Annotated in this window: 14 protein-coding genes, 1 tRNA gene and 1 pseudogene; 10 read left to right on the top strand and 6 right to left on the bottom strand. The window is 65.7% G+C overall.

All coding sequences use genetic code 11. The features are described 5' to 3' along the window. The first annotated feature begins 98 nt into the window (after nucleotides 1-98). The 4 genes from surE (at nucleotide 99) to SPR01S_RS01145 (ending at nucleotide 3,594) form a co-directional block, all read left to right on the top strand. On the top strand, nucleotides 99-863 hold the full coding sequence (gene surE, locus SPR01S_RS01130; RefSeq protein WP_066583757.1) for a 5'/3'-nucleotidase SurE: 765 nt from the start codon (nucleotides 99-101) through the stop codon (nucleotides 861-863). An 18-nt stretch (nucleotides 864-881) separates the two neighbouring features. After that, nucleotides 882-1,937, top strand: coding sequence for a M23 family metallopeptidase (locus SPR01S_RS01135; protein WP_157081837.1), 1,056 nt, complete (start codon nucleotides 882-884; stop codon nucleotides 1,935-1,937). 25 nt (nucleotides 1,938-1,962) lie between these two features. Continuing rightward, entirely contained in the window at nucleotides 1,963-3,189 is a 1,227-nt protein-coding gene (gene tyrS / locus SPR01S_RS01140) for a tyrosine--tRNA ligase (protein WP_066583761.1), read from the top strand. A gap of 87 nt (nucleotides 3,190-3,276) precedes the next feature. After that, nucleotides 3,277-3,594 carry a PilZ domain-containing protein gene (locus tag SPR01S_RS01145; protein WP_066583763.1) on the top strand — a complete coding sequence of 106 codons (318 nt, stop codon included), beginning with the start codon at nucleotides 3,277-3,279 and terminating at the stop codon, nucleotides 3,592-3,594. 19 nt (nucleotides 3,595-3,613) lie between these two features. On the opposite strand, the gene recG is transcribed toward SPR01S_RS01145, so the two are convergent. Then, nucleotides 3,614-5,665, bottom strand: a complete 2,052-nt coding sequence (gene recG, locus SPR01S_RS01150; protein ID WP_066583771.1) for an ATP-dependent DNA helicase RecG — start codon at nucleotides 5,663-5,665, stop codon at nucleotides 3,614-3,616. Nucleotides 5,666-5,770: 105 nt separating this feature from the next. Between recG and SPR01S_RS01155 the strand changes: the two genes are divergently transcribed. From SPR01S_RS01155 to SPR01S_RS01165, 3 genes are all read left to right on the top strand, one after another. After that, nucleotides 5,771-6,037, top strand: coding sequence for an FAD assembly factor SdhE (locus SPR01S_RS01155; RefSeq protein ID WP_066583795.1), 267 nt, complete (start codon nucleotides 5,771-5,773; stop codon nucleotides 6,035-6,037). 157 nt (nucleotides 6,038-6,194) lie between these two features. Then, nucleotides 6,195-9,650: a transcription-repair coupling factor gene (mfd, locus tag SPR01S_RS01160; RefSeq protein WP_066583773.1), complete on the top strand. Its 3,456-nt coding sequence runs from the start codon at nucleotides 6,195-6,197 to the stop codon at nucleotides 9,648-9,650. A 158-nt stretch (nucleotides 9,651-9,808) separates the two neighbouring features. Then, complete coding sequence (locus tag SPR01S_RS01165; protein ID WP_066583775.1) at nucleotides 9,809-10,318, top strand: GAF domain-containing protein; 510 nt, start codon at nucleotides 9,809-9,811, stop codon at nucleotides 10,316-10,318. Here the strand turns inward: SPR01S_RS01165 and SPR01S_RS01170 are convergent. Beyond that, on the bottom strand, nucleotides 10,294-10,710 hold the full coding sequence (locus SPR01S_RS01170) for a hypothetical protein (protein WP_066583776.1): 417 nt from the start codon (nucleotides 10,708-10,710) through the stop codon (nucleotides 10,294-10,296). The genes SPR01S_RS01165 and SPR01S_RS01170 overlap by 25 nt on opposite strands. Continuing rightward, nucleotides 10,707-12,677, bottom strand: coding sequence for a putative bifunctional diguanylate cyclase/phosphodiesterase (locus tag SPR01S_RS01175; protein ID WP_066583778.1), 1,971 nt, complete (start codon nucleotides 12,675-12,677; stop codon nucleotides 10,707-10,709). Before SPR01S_RS01175 ends, SPR01S_RS01170 begins: the two co-directional genes overlap by 4 nt. Nucleotides 12,678-12,802: 125 nt before the next feature. On the opposite strand from SPR01S_RS01175, the gene moaA reads away from it, so the two are divergent. From moaA to SPR01S_RS01190, 3 genes are all read left to right on the top strand, one after another. Beyond that, the gene (gene moaA / locus SPR01S_RS01180) at nucleotides 12,803-13,801 is read left to right on the top strand and encodes a GTP 3',8-cyclase MoaA (RefSeq protein ID WP_066583780.1); all 999 of its coding nucleotides are present in this window, start codon (nucleotides 12,803-12,805) and stop codon (nucleotides 13,799-13,801) included. Further along, the gene (locus tag SPR01S_RS01185) at nucleotides 13,798-14,565 is read left to right on the top strand and encodes an NAD kinase (RefSeq protein WP_066583783.1); all 768 of its coding nucleotides are present in this window, start codon (nucleotides 13,798-13,800) and stop codon (nucleotides 14,563-14,565) included. The genes moaA and SPR01S_RS01185 overlap by 4 nt, the downstream gene beginning before the upstream one ends. Nucleotides 14,566-14,644: 79 nt before the next feature. Next, nucleotides 14,645-14,719, top strand: a tRNA-Asn gene (locus tag SPR01S_RS01190). Between the two features lie 23 nt (nucleotides 14,720-14,742). On the opposite strand, the gene hpnN is transcribed toward SPR01S_RS01190, so the two are convergent. From hpnN to SPR01S_RS01205, 3 genes and pseudogenes are all read right to left on the bottom strand, one after another. Further along, a complete protein-coding gene (gene hpnN / locus SPR01S_RS01195) occupies nucleotides 14,743-17,343 on the bottom strand; it encodes a hopanoid transporter HpnN (protein WP_066583790.1) in 2,601 nt (866 codons plus the stop codon). Continuing rightward, nucleotides 17,343-17,783, bottom strand: coding sequence for a DUF2141 domain-containing protein (locus tag SPR01S_RS01200; RefSeq protein ID WP_245661823.1), 441 nt, complete (start codon nucleotides 17,781-17,783; stop codon nucleotides 17,343-17,345). Before SPR01S_RS01200 ends, hpnN begins: the two co-directional genes overlap by 1 nt. Nucleotides 17,784-17,791: 8 nt before the next feature. Beyond that, a pseudogene (locus SPR01S_RS01205) lies at nucleotides 17,792-18,023 on the bottom strand (1-deoxy-D-xylulose-5-phosphate synthase); the annotation flags it as partial.

The following is an 18,023-nucleotide window of genomic DNA, read 5'->3' on the forward strand; positions in this document are numbered from 1 at the left end:
AATGTCCCGTCCTCGCCGCTTACGCGACTGCGGCCCCTCCACCACTCGGCTGCGCCGAGCGGTCCCCCTCCCCGCGCTTCGCGCAGGGAGGATTTGAGATGCGGATCCTCCTCACCAACGATGACGGCTATGACGCGCCCGGTCTTGCCGTGCTCGAACGTCTGGCGCGGCGTTTTTCCGACGATATCACCATCGTGGCGCCGGCCGAGGAGCAATCCGGCAAGGGCCGCTCGCTGACGCTCACCGAGCCGCTGCGCGTCAAGCGTTTCGACGACAAGCGTTATGCGGTCGGCGGCACGCCCACCGATGCCGTGATGTTCGCGCTGGCCAACGTCATGCGCGACGCCAAGCCCGATCTGATCCTGTCGGGAGTCAATCGCGGCGCCAATCTCGGTGAGGACGTCTTTTATTCGGGCACGATCGGTGCGGCGATGGAAGGTGCGCTCGCCGGCATCCGATCGATCGCGATCAGCCAGCGTTATGGGGCCGAAGCGCCCGGCCATGACGTTACCTTCGAGACCGCCGAAGCGTGGGGCGAGCGCGTGCTCGCGCCGCTGATCGCCGCGCCGGTCGATTCGCGCGTCGTGGTCAACGTCAATTTCCCGCCGATCCCGCCGGACAAGGTGAAAGGCGTACGCGTCGTCCACCAAGGGCTGCGCGACTATGGCCGGGTCAAGATGATCGAGCGCACCGACCCTCGCGGTTTCGCTTATTACTGGATGGGTCTTGGTCGCATCGAGCACACGCCGGCGGCCGATACCGATCTGGAAGCGATCGAAATGGGTTACGTGACGGTGACGCCATTACAGATGGACCTGACGCATCGCGATTCGCTGGCTATGCTGGAGAAAGCGTATCGATAACGCTGGGGGGGGCCCGCGATGCGAATGATCACACTCGTCTTTTTGATATTCGGTCTCTCGGGCTGCATCCCGCAGACCGACTATGCGCGGCCATCGGATGCGGGGTCGCCGCCCATGGCCGATTACGACTCGCCATCGCAGCACAGCGAGGTCCCCGCCCCGCCCTCGGCGCCCCCCGCCTGGGAAGCGCGGCCCGTCACACCCGATGCGAGGATGATCGCTGAATCGAGCTATATCGTGCGGCCCGGCGACACGTTGCGAGGCATCGCCGATAAGGCTGGATCAGGGTCCGAGGTCATTGCCAAAGCGAATGGCCTGGAATTTCCCTTCACGATTCGCACCGGCCAGCAATTGCGCATTCCCGGCGGCCGCTATCACCTGGTCCGGCCGGGCGAATCGGGCATCGCGATCGCGCGGGCCTATGGCGTCCGCTGGGCCGACATCGTCACCGCCAATGATTTGGTCGAGCCCTATGTGCTACGGTCGGGCCGTCGCATCCTGATCCCCGGCGGCGCGCGGCCGCCCCAGACGCTCGCCGAGCGCGCGGCGGCGTTCAAGATCGACCTTGGTGACATCGCCACCGGCGGTGGCGAACCCGCCATTCCCGACAATGTCAGGCCGGTTCGCCCGGCCAGCTCGGTGACCAGGGCGCTGCCGTCGACCGCCGCGGTGGGCGCGCCCTCGCCGCTCAGCGGCCCGTTCCTCTGGCCCGTCGCGAGCGGCAAGGTCGTCAAACGTTTCGGCAGCGGCGCGAGCGGCGAGCGTAACGACGGGATCAAGATCGCGGTGCCGCTCGGGACGCCGATCAAAGCCGCGGCCGATGGTGTGGTAATCTACACCACCGACAGCATCGCCGGGCTCGGCGGGTTGGTGATGGTCCGGCACGGCAATGGCTGGACCAGCGTTTATGGCCATGCCAGCCGCGTGATCGTGACGCGCGGCCAGGCGGTCAAGCGCGGCCAGACGATCGCGCTGTCGGGCGACACCGGGTTCGCCGACCGGCCGGAAGTGCATTTCGAGCTCCGTCAGGGCCGCACGCCGATCGACCCTCTGTCGAAGTTGCCGAGTCGCTAGTGGCGGTGCTACCCGCGCCGCCATCATGACCGAATACAGATCCGACCTGCTCCGCCTGCTCGATGAGCGCGGTTATATCCACCAGGTGACCGATGCGAGTGCGCTCGATGCACTCGCCTCGAAGCGGGTCGTGCCCGGCTATATCGGCTTCGATGCCACGGCGCCGTCGCTGCATATCGGGTCGATGGTCCAGATCATGATGCTGCGCCGGTTGCAGCAGGCAGGGCATAAGCCGATCGTCCTGATGGGCGGCGGCACGACCAAGGTCGGCGATCCGTCGGGCAAGGACGAGAGCCGAAAGCTGCTCGACGATGCGGCGATCGGCGCAAACATCGCGTCGATCCGTCGCGTGTTCGAACGCTTCCTGACGTTCGGCGACGGCCCGACCGACGCGGTGATGGTCAACAATGCCGACTGGCTCGACGCGCTGGAATATATTCCGTTCCTGCGCGACATCGGACGGCATTTCACGATCAACCGCATGCTGGCATTCGATTCGGTCAAGCTGCGGCTCGACCGCGAGCAGCCGCTGACGTTCCTCGAATTCAACTACATGATCCTCCAGGCCTATGATTTCCTGGAATTATCTCGCCGTTCGGCATGCCGGCTGCAGATGGGCGGCTCCGACCAATGGGGCAATATCGTCAACGGCATCGAGCTATCGCGCCGCGTCGATGGGACCGAGGTATTCGGGCTGACCACCCCGCTGATCACCAACGCCGACGGGTCGAAAATGGGCAAGACCGCGGCGGGCGCTGTATGGCTCAACGACGATGCGCTGCCGGCTTACGATTATTGGCAATATTGGCGTAACGTCGACGACCGCGACGTCGGCCGGTTCCTGCGGCTGTTCACCGATCTGCCGCTCGACGAAATCGCCCGGCTCGAATCGCTCGAGGGTGCCGAGATCAATCAGGCCAAGATCGTGCTCGCCAATGAGGCGACCGCCTTGTGCCGCGGCAGGGAAGCAGCTGACCTGGCAGCCGAGACCGCGCGCAAGACGTTCGAGGAAGGCGCGAGCGGCGAAGCACTGCCCATGTTTGCCGCGTCCGGATCGATCGGGATCGTCGACGCGCTGATCGGCCTGGGTTTCTGCGCATCGAAGGGCGAAGCGCGGCGGCTGATCGCAGGCGGCGGTGCGCGCGTGGATGGCGAGAAGGTGGCGGATGAGGCGTTCACCATCGCAATCGGCGCAAACCCGGTGCGCGTGTCGGCGGGCAAGAAAAATCACGGGCTGCTCACGCCGGCATAAAATATCGCTAACACGCGTTAAACACGTTCCTTTTCAAGCTTTTCATGCGCTGGTCGTTACTCATTGCGGCGAACAGGAAAGGAATCGATGGGCGCGGCACTGGCCTATAGCGATCAGCGCGATGCTCCACGGGATGAAGTTCATTACCGTGCCCGCGCTTTCGGCAGCGATGCCCGGCCGGTGTCGATCCTGGTCGTGAACATGTCGGCGCAAGGATTGATGGCACGGGTCGATGTCGACCGACCGGTCGGCGAGCGGTTGCATATCACCCTGCCGGTGGTCGGCGTCGTCGTCGCCGAGGTTCGTTGGTCGCTCGGTGGGCGCATCGGCTGCGAGCTCGACCGGCCGATCGGTATGGCCGAATATTACGAACTCCTCGCCGCTTTGCTCAAGAACATTCGCTGAGGGCTGTAGAGCGGGCCGCTCAACCCGATCGTAGCAACTGCACCCCAGCATCGCGCTCGAACAGATAAAGCGCCGTCCGAGCCGCATGACCGCGCGGGCCATCGAGTCCGCCGTCGCGATCGATCATCAGCCGGGCGTCGTCATTGGCGATCGGCAACAGCGCCGATAATTGTTCGGGCGTCGCCAACCGGAATCCCTGTTCGCCCGATTGCCGCGTGCCGAGCATTTCGCCGGCGCCGCGCAGCCGGAGATCCTCCTCGGCGATACGGAAGCCGTCATTGGTCTCGCGCATGAGCGCCAGCCGCGCGCGCGACGTCTCGCTCAGTCCGTTGCCGCGGATCAGCAGGCAGATCGAACGCCCCGTCCCCCGGCCGACACGCCCGCGAAGCTGGTGAAGCTGGGCAAGGCCGAAGCGGTCGGCATGCTCGATCACGATCAATGTGGCGTTGGGCACGTCGACGCCGACCTCGATCACCGTGGTCGCGACTAACACGCCGAGGTCGCCGCTCGCGAAGCGCGCCATCACCGCGTCCTTCTCGGCGGGCTTCATGCGGCCGTGGATCAGCCCGACGCGATCGCCGAACCGCGCCTGGAGCGACCCCGCCCGCGCTTCGGCCGCGGCAAGATCCGATTTCTCGCTCTCCTCGACCAAAGGACACACCCAATAGGCCTGTCGACCGCCGTCGAGATGGCGCCCCAGCGCCTCGACGATCTCGCCCAGCCGGTCCTCCGACATCACGCGTGTTTCGATCGGCTGACGTCCCGGCGGCATCTCGTCGAGCCGGCTGACATCCATCTCGCCATATTGCGCGAGCGTCAGCGTACGGGGGATGGGCGTCGCGGTCATTGCCAACAGATGCGGTGCCGATCCCTTTTCCTGCAGCAGCAGCCGCTGCGCGACGCCGAAGCGGTGTTGCTCGTCGACGACGACCAACGCCAAGTCGCGATAGGCAACCGCCTCCTGGAAGATGGCGTGAGTGCCGACCAGAATATGGATCGATCCATCGGCCAAACCCATCAACGTCGATTCGCGCACCCTACCCTTGTCGCGGCCGGTCAGCACCGCGACATTGACCGGCAGTCCGGCGAGCATCCGCCGCAGCGTATCGTAATGCTGCCGCGCCAGGATTTCGGTCGGCGCCAGGAACGCCCCCTGCGCGCCAGCCTCGACCGCCATCAGCAGCGCCATCGTCGCGACCAGGGTCTTGCCCGAGCCGACATCGCCCTGGAGCAACCGCAGCATCGGCGCCGATTGCGCCAGGTCGCCCTCGATCTCGCGGATCGTCCGCGCCTGCGCGTTGGTCGGCGCGTAAGGCAGGTCGAGCATGCCGCGCAGCCGCCCATCGCCGTTGAGCGGCCGGCCCTTACGCGCCCGCGACGATTGCCGCACGAGCATGAAGGCGAGCTGATTGGCGAACAATTCGTCATAGGCGAGCCGCTCGCGCGCTTTGTGGTCGGCGGGATCGGCGTGCGCACGCGCCAATGCGTCGCGCCAATCGGGCCATTGATGCTGTGCCTTGACGCCCGGCTCGATCCACTCGGGCAGATCGGGCGCGCGCTCGATCGCCTGATGCGCCATCTGGCCCAGCCGGCGCGATGTCAGCCCTTCCGATAGCGGATAGATCGCCTCGCGCTCGCGAAATCCCTCCTCCGGATCAGCCAGGTCGGGATGGACGATCTGCAATTCCTGGCCATACATGTCGAGCTTGCCCGAAATGCGCTTGGACTCGCCCAGCGGCAGCAATTTCTTCACCCATCCGGTCGAGCCGCCGAAATAGATCAGGCTGACATAATTGCCCTTCGCATCGGTGGCGTGGACGCGCGTCGGCCCACGCGGGCTACTGCTGGTGCGATAATCGACCGGCGTCACGGTGATCGCGATCGTCCGCCCGGCATCGGCCATGTCGAGCTCGTCGCGCGGCACGCGGTCGATGAAGCCGGTCGGCAGATGGAACGCGACATCGACCACGCGATGCAGCCCCAGCCGGTCGAGCGGCTTGGCGAGCCCGGGCCCCACGCCCTTGAGCGCGGTCACTTCGGCAAAGAGCGGGTTGAGGATATCGGGGCGCATGACTATTTGGAGCGCTTACAGCGTTTCGGGACCGTTCGAAACGCTGTCAATCTCAACCGCCGGCTGCGCCTCAACGCGCCGCCGGCCAATCGCCGTTGGAGTTTCATGGACCGCGAGATCCGCCTCAAACGCCTGCGCTTCCGTGCCTGGCACCGCGGCACCAAGGAAGCCGATTTGATGATCGGCGGATTCTTCGACGCGCATGGTGCGACGTGGAACGATGCCGAGATCGACTGGTTCGAGACTTTCCTGGAAGAACAGGACGTCGACATCATGGCCTGGGCGATCGGGACACAGGACGTACCGGCGCAATGGCAAGGGCCGATGATCGACGCGATGAAGCAACTGAATTTCGTGCCGATCGAGAAGTAACAATTTCCCCTCCCTGCAAGGGAGGGGATCAAGGGGTGGGTCGCGACCCCGGCTTCAGCCGGGTGAGCGTCCTGGATGAGCCCCAAGCCGATCGATCGGCGCTAACGCGCCGATACCCACCCCCAACCCCTCCCTTCCAGGTAGGGGAGAAGAAGCAATGACCGACCCGCGCAAAATCCTCTCCGCGAAAGCTCCCCTGACTCTCGCCGGCGTCCCGGCGGGATTCCTGCCGGTTTTGCTCGCCGACCTCGCCCGCGCGCAGGCCCCCGGGCGCGTCGTCCTGATCGCACCCGACGAGGCGGAGATGCGCGCGGTCGCGGCGACCGCGGGGTATTTCGCGCCCGAGCTCGAGATCGTCACCTATCCGGCCTGGGACTGCCTGCCTTATGACCGGGCAAGCCCGACCCTGCGCGTCATGGCCGAACGCCTGGCCGCCCTCCATCGCCTGCAACAGGCGCCAAAGAAGCCGCAGCTGGTCGTCACCACCGCCAATGCCGCGACCCAGCGCACGCTGACTCCGTTCCGCATCCGCCAGCTGGTGGCGCGGCTCGCGCCGGGCGAGCGGATCGGGCGCGACAAGCTAGCCGCATTGCTCTCGGCTAACGGTTACGTCCGCACCGATACCGTCCACGACCAGGGCGAGTTCGCGGTGCGCGGCGGATTGGTCGATCTGTTTCCGAGCGGCGAGGAGCAGGCGCTGCGTCTCGACTTCTTCGGCGACGAGATCGAGAGCGTCCGCACCTTCGATGCCGCCGATCAGCGCACGACGGGCCGGGTCGACGGGTTCACCCTGCTGCCGGCATCCGAAGCATTGCTCGACGAGGAATCGGTCAAGCGCTTCCGCACGCGTTATCGCGAGAAGTTCGGCGCCACCGCGACCGGCGATCCGCTTTATCAGGCGATCAGCGACGGCCGGCGACTGGCCGGGATGGAACATTGGCTGCCGATGTTCGAGGACCGGCTTGAGACTTTGTTCGATCATCTCGGCGACGACGCACTGGTGATCCGCGAATCGGGAGTCACCGCAGCCGCCGAACAGCGGTTCGAAGCGGTGTCGGACTATCACGCCAACCGCTTGAGGGCGCAATCGAGCGATCCCGGCAGTTATCGTCCGCTCGCGCCCAACGCGCTCTATATACTGCCCGAAGAATGGGCGACGCGGCTCGATCAGGCCAAAGTGCACCTCGCGACGCAGTTCCATGAGCCGGCGAGCGACACCGTGCTCGATTTCGAGGTCGACGGCCCGCGCGACTTCGCACCCGAACGTGCGAGCGGCGTCAACATCTACGAAGCAGTCGTAGAGCATCTCGGCAAGCTACGGAAAGAGGGCAAGAAACCGATCCTGGCCAGCTATTCGGCCGGGTCGCGCGAACGCCTCGCCGGGCTGCTCAGGGACCACGAGCTGACCGCGCTGAAGCTTGTCGACACCTGGCAGGAAGCGCAGGGGGCCGCGGACCACGGCGTCGCGCTCACGATCCTGCCGCTCAATCATGGTTTCACCGCGCCCGACATCGCCTTGCTCACCGAGCAGGACATGCTCGGCGACCGTCTGGTGCGCCGCAATCGCCGCAAGAAGTCGGCCGATGCTTTCCTGGCGGAACTGGCGACGCTGACCCCAGGCGACCTGGTCGTCCATGCAGACCACGGCATCGGGCGGTACGAGGGCCTGACCCAGATCCCGGTGCAGAAGGCGCCGCACGATTGCGTCGCATTGACCTATGCCGGCGGCGACAAGCTCTACGTCCCGGTCGAGAATCTCGAAGTCCTGAGCCGCTATGGCGGCGACGAGGGCGGCACGCTCGACCGCCTCGGCGGCGAGGCGTGGCAGCGCCGCAAGGCGCGGATGAAGGAGCGCATCCGCGAGATCGCCGGCGAGCTGATCGCGACCGCCGCCCTGCGCGCGTTGCGCCAGGCCGATGTCGCCCAACCCGATTCATCGGGCTACCCGGCGTTCGTCGACCGCTTCCCCTATCAGGAAACCGACGATCAGGACCGCGCGATCGCCGAATCGCTCGACGACCTCGCATCGGGCAAGCCGATGGACCGGCTGATCGTCGGCGATGTCGGCTTTGGCAAGACCGAGGTCGCCTTGCGTGCCGCGTTCGTCGCCGCGATGGGCGGCATGCAGGTCGCGGTCGTATGCCCCACCACCCTGCTCGCCCGCCAGCATTACAATAATTTCGTCGCGCGCTTCGAAGGGTTCCCGATCAACGTCGGCCGCCTGTCGCGGCTGGTCGGCACCGCCGAGGCCAAGGCGGTCAAGGAAGGCCTGGCCGACGGTACGATCGATGTCGTCATCGGCACCCACGCGATCCTGGCCAAGGGCGTCGAGTTCAAGCGCCTCGGCCTGGTCGTGGTCGACGAAGAACAGCGTTTCGGCGTGACCCACAAGGAACGCCTCAAGGCGCTCAAGACCGACGTTCACGTCCTGACGCTGACTGCTACGCCGATCCCGCGCACCTTGCAGATGGCGATGTCGGGCTTGCGCGAGCTGTCGGTCATCCAGACCCCGCCGGTCGACCGCTTGGCGGTACGCACCTACGTTATGCCGTGGGACCCGGTAGTGCTGCGCGAAGCGTTGCTGCGCGAACATTATCGCGGCGGGCAGAGCTTCTTCGTCACGCCCAGGATCAAGGACCTGCCCGAGATCGAGGAGTTCCTGCGCGAGCATGTGCCGGAGGTGCGTTACGTCGTCGCCCACGGTCAGATGGCGGCGGGTGAAGTCGAGGAGCGGATGTCTGCGTTCTACGACAAGAAGTTCGAGGTTTTGGTGTCGACCACGATTGTCGAAAGCGGCCTCGACATTCCCAGCGCCAACACGATGATCGTCCATCGCGCCGACCGCTTCGGCCTCGCCCAGCTCTATCAGCTGCGCGGGCGCGTCGGACGCGCCAAGACGCGGGCCTATGCCTATCTGACGACGCCGGCCAATCGCATCATTACCGAGACCGCCGACAAAAGGCTCAAGGTGCTGTCGGATCTCGATACCTTGGGCGCCGGGTTCCAGCTCGCCAGTCACGATCTCGACATTCGCGGCGCCGGCAATCTGCTCGGCGACGAGCAATCGGGGCATATCCGCGAGGTCGGCTACGAACTCTACCAATCGATGCTCGAGGAGGCGATCCTCGACGCCCGCGCCGGCGGTCTGGCACAGCGTCCGCGCGATTTCAGCCCGCAGATCACCGTCGATGCCGCGATCATGATCCCGGAGGATTATGTCCCGGATCTCGACCTGCGCATGGGTCTCTATCGGCGCCTCAACGAACTCGACGACCAGAACGGAATCGAAGCGTTCGCCGCCGAGATGATCGACCGTTTCGGCCCCCTGCCCGAGCCGACCGCGAATTTGGTCAAGCTCATCGAGATCAAGCTCAACGCCAAAAAGGCGTGCGTCGCCAAGATCGACGTCGGCGCAAAGGGTGCGCTGGTCAGCTTCCACGACGACAAGCCGCCCAATGTCGAGAGCTTGCTCGCCTATGTCGCGCGGCTCAATGGCGTGGCCAAGCTGCGTCCCGACAGCAAGCTGGTGATCGCCCGCGAATGGGGCGATCCGCAGGCGCGGCTCAATGGCGCGCTGCAATTGTCGAAGGGACTGGCGAAGGCAACGGGATAGGCTCATCGCCCTAATTTCCACGCTGACCATCGTCGCCAACGCAATGCGGATCGCCGCGCATTTGCGCGATCGATTGACCTGACAAGAAATTGGTCCAAAAAGAATTAATCTTTACTCCCTGGGCGTAACGCCAGGATTCGCGCGTGGGGTAGGAGCGAATGGAGAAGACGGTCCGTTTCAAACGCTTGCGGCTCATGACCGCCGCGACCGATGCACTGACGAAAGCCCAGTCGCTCGCCGAGATACTGGAGATATTACGGTCGCGCGCGCGCGCCATCCTGGGCAGTGACGGGGTGACAGTGGCGATGCGCGAGCGCGATCAGGTCCATTATGTCGGAGAGGATTCGATCGCGCCTTTATGGGCAGGGCGGCGCTTTCCGATCGGTTCGTGCATCTCGGGCATGGCGATGACGCAGCGCCGGACGATCGTCATTCCCGACATCCGCGTCGATCTCCGCGTGCCGGTCGAAGCCTATCTTTCGATCTACTTCGTCGGCCTGGCGATCGCCCCGATCGGTGTCGGCGGGCCAGTCGCGGCGGTCGGCGCCTATTGGCGCAGCGGCCGCCCGATCGACGAGGACGCGTTGGTGTTGCTCGACATGCTGGCCAAGGGCGCCAGCGCGCAATTCGAGCGGATCGTCGATCAGCGGCTGAAGAGGGCGTCCTGAGGGCCGACAAGTTCGATCTCCTCTTCGCGTTCGAGGTCGATCTCGGCGAATTTCTCACGGCGCATCGTGAAGATGCCGTGATGTCTCACGATTATCCACGTGCCTGATATCTCGGTCGCGTCGCTATTGATCTGGCCCGAATAGCGAACCGCGTGTGCCAGTGCACCGCCGTCATATTGCTTTACGAACCGGAGTCCCGATGCGCTTCGAGTGCCGCTGACAAAGGCCCGCCTCACTCCAGTTCCGCCGCTGGTATCGGGCTCGGTGATCGTTCCCGAGATCGCGCCGCCATCATCGTCAAGCCGTGCGACGAAGCTATTGGTATCGGCATAGCCCAACGCATCGTAGCGACCGTACCAGACCCCGCCGAGATTCTGCGGATCGTCACTCACTTCGCGACCAGATCGGCAAGCGCCGCGCTGGTCAGCGGCTGGGCACACAGGAAGCCCTGATAATATTGGCACCCTTCCTTGGCCAGGAGATCAAGTTGTTCGGCGGTCTCGACACCCTCGGCGATGACGGCCAGGCCCAGCGACAACGCCATTTCGATCACACCGCGCACGACGATGCGGTCGCGCGGCGATCCGCTTATGTCCTGCGCCAGCCTGCGGTCGATCTTGAGATAATCGAGCGGCAGCGCCTTGAGATAGGCGAGGCTCGAATAGCCGGTGCCGAAATCGTCGATCGCTACCCGGCACCCTGCTTGCCTCAACCCGGTGAGCAGCGACGCCGCCGCGCCGAGATCATCGATCAGCCCGCTTTCTGTGATCTCGACGGTGAGCCGCGACCGCGCGAAGCCCGACGCATCGATGCGGTCGAGCAGAATATCGGCGAAACCTGGCCGGGCGATGTCGGCGGCTGTCAGGTTGATCGACAGGCGCAGCCTGAAAAGCGCCTCCGGCCAGGCCGCCGCCCGGCTGAGTGCGAGCCGCTGGATATGGTCGGACAAGGCCAGTCCCAGGTCGGCGCGATCGGCCGCGGCGAACAATTGATCGGCGCCGATCGCGCCGAAGCGCGGATGCTCCCATCGCGCGAGCGCTTCGACCCCGACGATTTTACCCGTCGCGATCGCGACCTGGGGCTGGAACAGCACCGCGATTTCGTTGCCGTCGATCGCCCGGCGCAGATCGACCGACAAAGCCTCGGCGATGGCGGGTTCGTCGGCGATACGGATCGTCGCGCCGTCGGACGCGCGCGCATCGTCCAGCGCGTCATTGGCGCGCCGCAACAGCGCTTCGATCGTTTCGTCGGCCCGCGCCGCAGCCACCCCCAGGCGCGCCCCGACCGCCACCAATGTGCCGTCGATCGCGAAGGGCCGAGCCAATGACTCGGCCAGCGCGCCGGCCAGTGATTCCGCGTTCGCCGCTTCCTCGACCCCGACAAGGAATTCGGGGCCCTTTTGCCGTGCGACGATCTGACGCTTGCCGAGGGTCGCGCGAGCGACACCGGCGATCCGTCTGACCGCCGCCCGGATCAGCGCGTCGCCGGCCGGGCGACCATAACCGCTATTGACGAGATCGAATCGGCTGAGCGCGATCAGCACCGCGCTGGGGCGTTCGCCGCGCTGCAGCCGGCGATCGAGCCAGGCGCGGGCCGCGCCGGCGTCGAACGCGCCTTCGATCGCCTCCTCGGTTTCCGCCGCGGCATTGGGCGCGGTACCGAGTTCCTCGATCAATCCGTGAATCCAGGGATCGCCCGTCGTCGCCTGAATGTGGTGAACCAGCCGGCCCACCCCTGGATGATCGTGCGCGAACGCGGTCGCCCCGCCGCTGCCGACACGGCGAACCGCCGCCGCAGCTGCCCTGCGATCCTCAGGCGGCAGCGCGCGAAGAGCAATATCTAGCGAGACCTCTTGGCCCAGATCTAAGCGCTTGGCCAAGGCGGGCGTTAACCGCACGCGACGCGTGCGGCGATGATAGCGCCAGCCGAGCAGGTCGACCACACGCCCGCGATCCCAATCGCCGGCGACGCGTTCGACGAATCGCCATGCATAGCGCAGCGCATGGGCGAACTCGGCCTCGGTGAACGGACTCGCCAGGAAATGCGTCGCCCCGGCGGCGTGGAAATCGCCAAGTGCGGCGACATCATCGCGCGAAACCAGCACGAGCAAGGCGCCCCCGCGGACCCGTGCCGCCTCCCCGAAAGCTTTGGCGGCAGCCAGCCCATCACCCAGCGCGCCCCGCGCATCGAGTACGGCCAAGGCTGCGCCGCTGCCAAGATAGCGCCGCGCCGCGCCCTCGCCGCGCCGGGCGGCCACCACGCGCCAGCCGGCTTCCGCCGCGATCGCCGACAATTCGCCGCGCTGCCTGAACGACAGCAGGAACAGGGAGTTTCCGGTCTGGGGCTCGCTGGAGACCATTGCGCGCGGTTCTACGCATGCCGGAAGCACTTCGCCAATCCGCAATCGGCTATGCGCAATAGGAACGCGAGCGTAGCTAATCGGGGTTGCCGCAAAGGGTATGACGCCCTAGCTGTCGAAGCACGATGGCGACCGCCCCCGCCCTGATCGACCGACATGGCCGCACGATCAGCTATCTGCGCGTGTCGGTGACCGATCGCTGCGATTTGCGCTGCCGCTATTGCATGGCCGAGGACATGCGGTTCCTCCCTCGCGACGCACTGCTCGAGATCGACGAACTCGCGGCGATTGCCGAGCGCTTCATCGCGCGCGGCGTGACCAAGATCCGGCTCACCGGCGGAGAACCGCTGGTGCGCCGCGGTATGACCGATCTCGCGCACCGGCTGGGACGCCAAATCGGCAACGGCCTCGACGAATTGACCCTGACGACCAACGGCATGCGTCTGGCGGAGGTCGCCGACGATCTCAGCGCCGCCGGCGTTCGTCGGATCAACGTCAGTCTCGACAGCCTCGATCCCGACCGCTTTCGCCACATCACCCGCCACGGCGACCTGGCGCGCGTGCTGGGCGGCATCGCCGCTGCGGCAGCGGCAGGAATTGCGATCAAGATCAACATGGTCGCGCTCAAGGATCTCAATCAGGACGAGATTCCGGCCATGCTCGCCTGGTGCGTCGAGCAGGGTCACGACCTCAGCCTGATCGAGACCATGCCGCTGGGATCGATCGACGAGGACCGCGCAGACAGGTTCGTGCCGCTGACAGCCGTGTTCGACGATCTGTCGCGGCGGTTCGACCTGGTCCGCGACGCGCGTTCGACGGGAGGCCCCGCGCGCTATTGGCGCGTCGGCGCCAGCCCCACCCGGTTGGGGCTGATCTCCCCTCTCACCGCCAATTTTTGCGACGGCTGCAACCGTGTCCGACTCACTACCGAGGGGCGGCTCTATGCCTGTCTCGGACATGACGATCAGGTGGACCTGAAGGTCGCGTTGCGCACCGGCGGCACGGCCGGGCTCGATGCCGCGATCGACGAAGCGCTGGCGATCAAGCCCGCGCGCCACGATTTCCGCATCGCCGCAGGTGCCGCGCCCGCGGTCGGGCGGCATATGAGCGTGACCGGCGGATGAAGCGCGCGCTGGTCGCGTCGCCGACCCCACCCGCCCAGGCCGCCGAGCGCGAGTTACGCGAATCCTACGAATGGGTGCCGATCGATCAGGCGGACTTGGTCGTGGCGCTGGGCGGCGACGGCTTCATGCTCCAGACGCTGCACGCGATGCTCGATCGCCGCGGCGATCCGGTGCCCGTGTTCGGCATGAACCTGGGCACGGTCGGTTTCCTGATGAACGATTGGCGGCGCGACGGGCTCGACGCGCGGCTCGATCGGACGCGTCCGTTCAAGGTCACGCCGCTCCAGATGACGGCCCGGACGATCGCGGGCGAGACTTTCGTTCACCCGGCGATCAACGAAGTCTCTCTGCTCCGCGAAACTCGGCAGACCGCCAAGCTGGAAGTCACGGTCAACGAGCGGGTGGTGATCCCGGAACTGGCCTGCGACGGCATTTTGGCCGCGACACCGGCGGGATCGACCGCCTATAATTTGTCGGCGAGCGGCCCAATCCTTCCGCTCGGTTCGGGGATGATCGCGCTCACCCCGATTTCTGCTTTCCGTCCGCGCCGCTGGCGAGGCGCGATCCTGCCCGAAAAGGCGCGAATCACGCTCAAGGTGCTCGAAGCGGCAAAGCGGCCGGTATCGGCGGTCGCCGACCAGCACGAGGTGCGCGACGTCGCTCAGGTCGATATCGCGATCGACCGCTCGCGTGAGCTGACCTTGTTGTTCGACCCCGAACATGCGCTCGACGACCGCATCACGATGGAGCAGTTCACCGCCTGACGCCCGCGCCTGCATTCAGGCGGAAATCAGGGGTTGCATCGTTAAAGCGCGACGGTATAGACGCGCGCTCCGGTGACGTTCCCTGATAGCTCAGCGGTAGAGCTCTCGACTGTTAATCGAGCGGCCGTAGGTTCGAATCCTACTCAGGGAGCCACCGCGGAAAAACTGACAGTCCGATCATCTCCACGCCGGCTCTCGCCTCGGCGGCCCGAGCAAGGCGGGTTCGAAGATCAACGCGCAGATCAGCGTCCAGATCAACGAGATCATCAGGATCTCGCCCATGCTTGCCGTACCCGGGTGATGCGACAGCCACAGGCTGCCGAACGCGGTGCCGGTGGCCAGCGCACTGAACATCACGGCGCGGGCCAGGCTCGACTGAAGCAGCCCGGTTGCCCCTGCCCTCCACGCCATCACGAAATAGATATGGAAAGCGACGCCGACCCCGAACAATAACGGGAAAGCGATGATGTTCGCGAAGTTGATCGGCTGGCCGATCAGCACGCAGCTGCCCAATGTCAGGAAGATCGACAGCACCACCGGCGCCAGCGTGAACGCTACCTCGCGCAGGTTGCGCAGCACCACGAACAGCAGCGCGCTCACCAACAGGAAGGCCAGAATGCCGGCCTGGACGAACGCGCCGGCCACGGTATTGGCCGCTGCCTGGGTCGCGACCGGCAAGCCCGATATCGCTGGCGTCACGCTGGCGACCGCGGTCCGGAATCGGCGAATCACACCGTTGTCGTTGCTATCACCGCTGGGAAAGACCTGGAGCCGTACGCGCCCGTCGGGCGTGACCCAGTCGCGGGCCAATTCTACGGGGAGATCGGCACGGGTGATCGCTGTCGCCTGCAAGGCAAGGCGAATCTGGCCGAGCATCACGTCGAGCGGCTGGGACACCGCCGCGTTCATTTCGGCGCGTTTTTGGGGCGTACTTCTGGCCAGCCGGTCGAACAAGGTCGCGAGCCGCAAGACATCGCGAGTGCCGGGCTGCTGCCCGTTCGCAGCGACCATGCGCAACTTGGCGGCGCTCTGCGAGAGCGACGCGACCAGGTCGGCATCCGTCGGCGGTGCTGCGATATCGAGCGGATTGATCGTCACATCGAGCAACAAGGCCGCGTCCTGGATGATCGGCAGCTTGGCCTGCTGGTCTTCGGGCACGAAGCTGTCGAGCGAGATCACTCGGGCGACCTCGGGCAAGCGGGAGAGCTTCCCGGCGATCATCCGCGCGTCGGTCGGATTGGCGGCCAGCACGTCGATCGTGTTCGGGGTGCGATCGGGGTCGCGCGTCAAATCGGCCAATGCCCGCATTGCCGGCGCGTCGGGATTGCGCAGATGCAGCGGGTTGAAGTCGAAGCTGACCCAGGGAAGGATCGCGATGCTGGCGACGAGCGCGATCGCGAATCCCCATAGCACCATGGCGCGCTTGCGTTCGAGCCACCGGTCGACCGGCGCGAGCGCGGCGAATCCCACGTCGCCGCGTGGCTGCCCGGGGCGAAACAGCATTACCAACGCCGGCAACAACGTCACGCTCAGCGCCAGCGCGACAATCATGCCCAAGCCGGCAATCACGCCCAGTTCGGCGATGCCGACATAAGCAGTCGGCAGGAACGCCCCGAAGCCCAGGAAGATGGCGCCTGCCGCCAGCGTCAGCGGAGCGCCGAGCGCTGCCGCCGCCTGGCGAAGCGCCGCATCGGACGAGGCGCCGTCCGCGCGCTCTGCATTGTAGCGGACGCAGATCTGGATGCCGAAATCGACTCCCAGGCCAACGAAGAGCGGGATGAACGCGACCGAGATCAGATTGAAGCGCCCGACCGCGACCAGACCCGCCGCCATGGTGACGAGGAGACCGAGCACGATCGTCGTCAGGATCGCGGCGACCAGGCGCACCGATCGCGTCGCGAACCACAAGGTGAGCAACATCGCCGCGAACATCACCAACCCGACCAGGCCGATATTCTCCTGGAGCGTACCGAACTCCTCGTCGGCCAAGGGCACCTCGCCAGTCAGTTGCACCTTTACACCATGCGCGGCATCGAGCCCTAGGGCGGCGGCGGCGGATCGAACGGCGTCGCCCGCCGCTTCGCCCGACATCAGCGCGCTATGATCCAATATCGGCTGGGCGAGGATCAGCCGCCGCGTCGGCGGCGCCAATGACCCGTTTTTGGCGGCGAACAATGCCTGCCACGAAAACGACTTCGGCTTGCCGGAGAGCACGCCGTCGGCGGCGTCGCCCAGCGCACGAACCGGCTTGTCGATCCCGTCGAACGTCACCTGGCCCGCCTGGACCCCGTCCGCAATGGTCGACAAGGCGCCCGCGACGCCACGCAGGCTGGGATCGGCGGCAAGGGGGCCGAGCATCGGCTGCGCTTCGACCAACGCCGCCGTAGTGTCGCGCACATCCTGTTCGGAGCCAAACAACAGGCCTTCCCGCCCCAGGAAATCGCCTCCGTCGGGACGGGTAACCAGCCGGAAATGCGCCTTGTCGGCGGCGAGCCGAGCTGCGAGCCGGCTCGCGCCATCCTCGGCCAGTTCCGGGGTCGCGCCGTCGACCATCACCAGCATCACGTCGCGCAACTGCGGGAATGCCTGCTCCATCGCCCGCTCCCGCTGACGCCATTCGACATTGGGAGAGATCAGTTCGGCGGTGTCGGTGGTCATCGCGAAACGGTCGACCGTGACCGATAGCGCGAGCGCTGCGAGTACCAACACGAGGATGATCGTCAGCCACGGACGACGCACGCTTGCCGCGACGATGGGCGTAATCGGCGACCGCACGATCAGCGCGCCGATGGGCCCTTTGCACCCAGGAAATAGCGCAGGTTCAAATGGATAGTGCGGGCGTTGCCGTCAAATGCGAACACCGCCTCGGCGAATTTTGGCGGGCCGAAGCCGATCTTGGCATCGTTCGAGAAGCCGACGCCCTCCTTCGGGATGCCGAACAAGGCCCGGTCGACTTCACCATTGCCGTTCTCATCGAGAAAGGCCTGCACGGCGTACCGTCCGGCCGGCAGGTTGGCGACCGTCACCCGAGTATCGCCTACCTTGGCGCGGGCATTCCCGGACCAGGGACAGTCGTCCTTCAGGAATTTCGCCTCGGGACAGACGTCCACATGCACGTTGCCCTTGGCGATGCGGACATTGCCGACATCGATGGTCAGGACGCCATGCGGGGGCGCTGCTGCACCCACCAAAAACAATAATGCGGGGAAAGCCAACACCAATCGCCTCATATCCGCTGGCACTCCGCGATCGCGCTGGCATCGTTATAGCGAAGGGCCTTGAGCGCGGTATCGACGATGGCGTCGGCATCTAGCCCGGCCTGGGCATATTGGGCTTCGGGCTTGTCCTGGTCCTGGAAGATGTCGGGCAGCCGCATGGTGCGGAGCTTGAGGCCCGCATCGATCAGTCCGGTGTCGCTGGCAAGCGTCAGGACATGCGCGCCAAGCCCGCCGATCGAT

The organism is Sphingomonas pruni NBRC 15498, assembly GCF_001598455.1.
In the GTDB taxonomy this organism is placed as follows: domain Bacteria; phylum Pseudomonadota; class Alphaproteobacteria; order Sphingomonadales; family Sphingomonadaceae; genus Sphingomonas; species Sphingomonas pruni.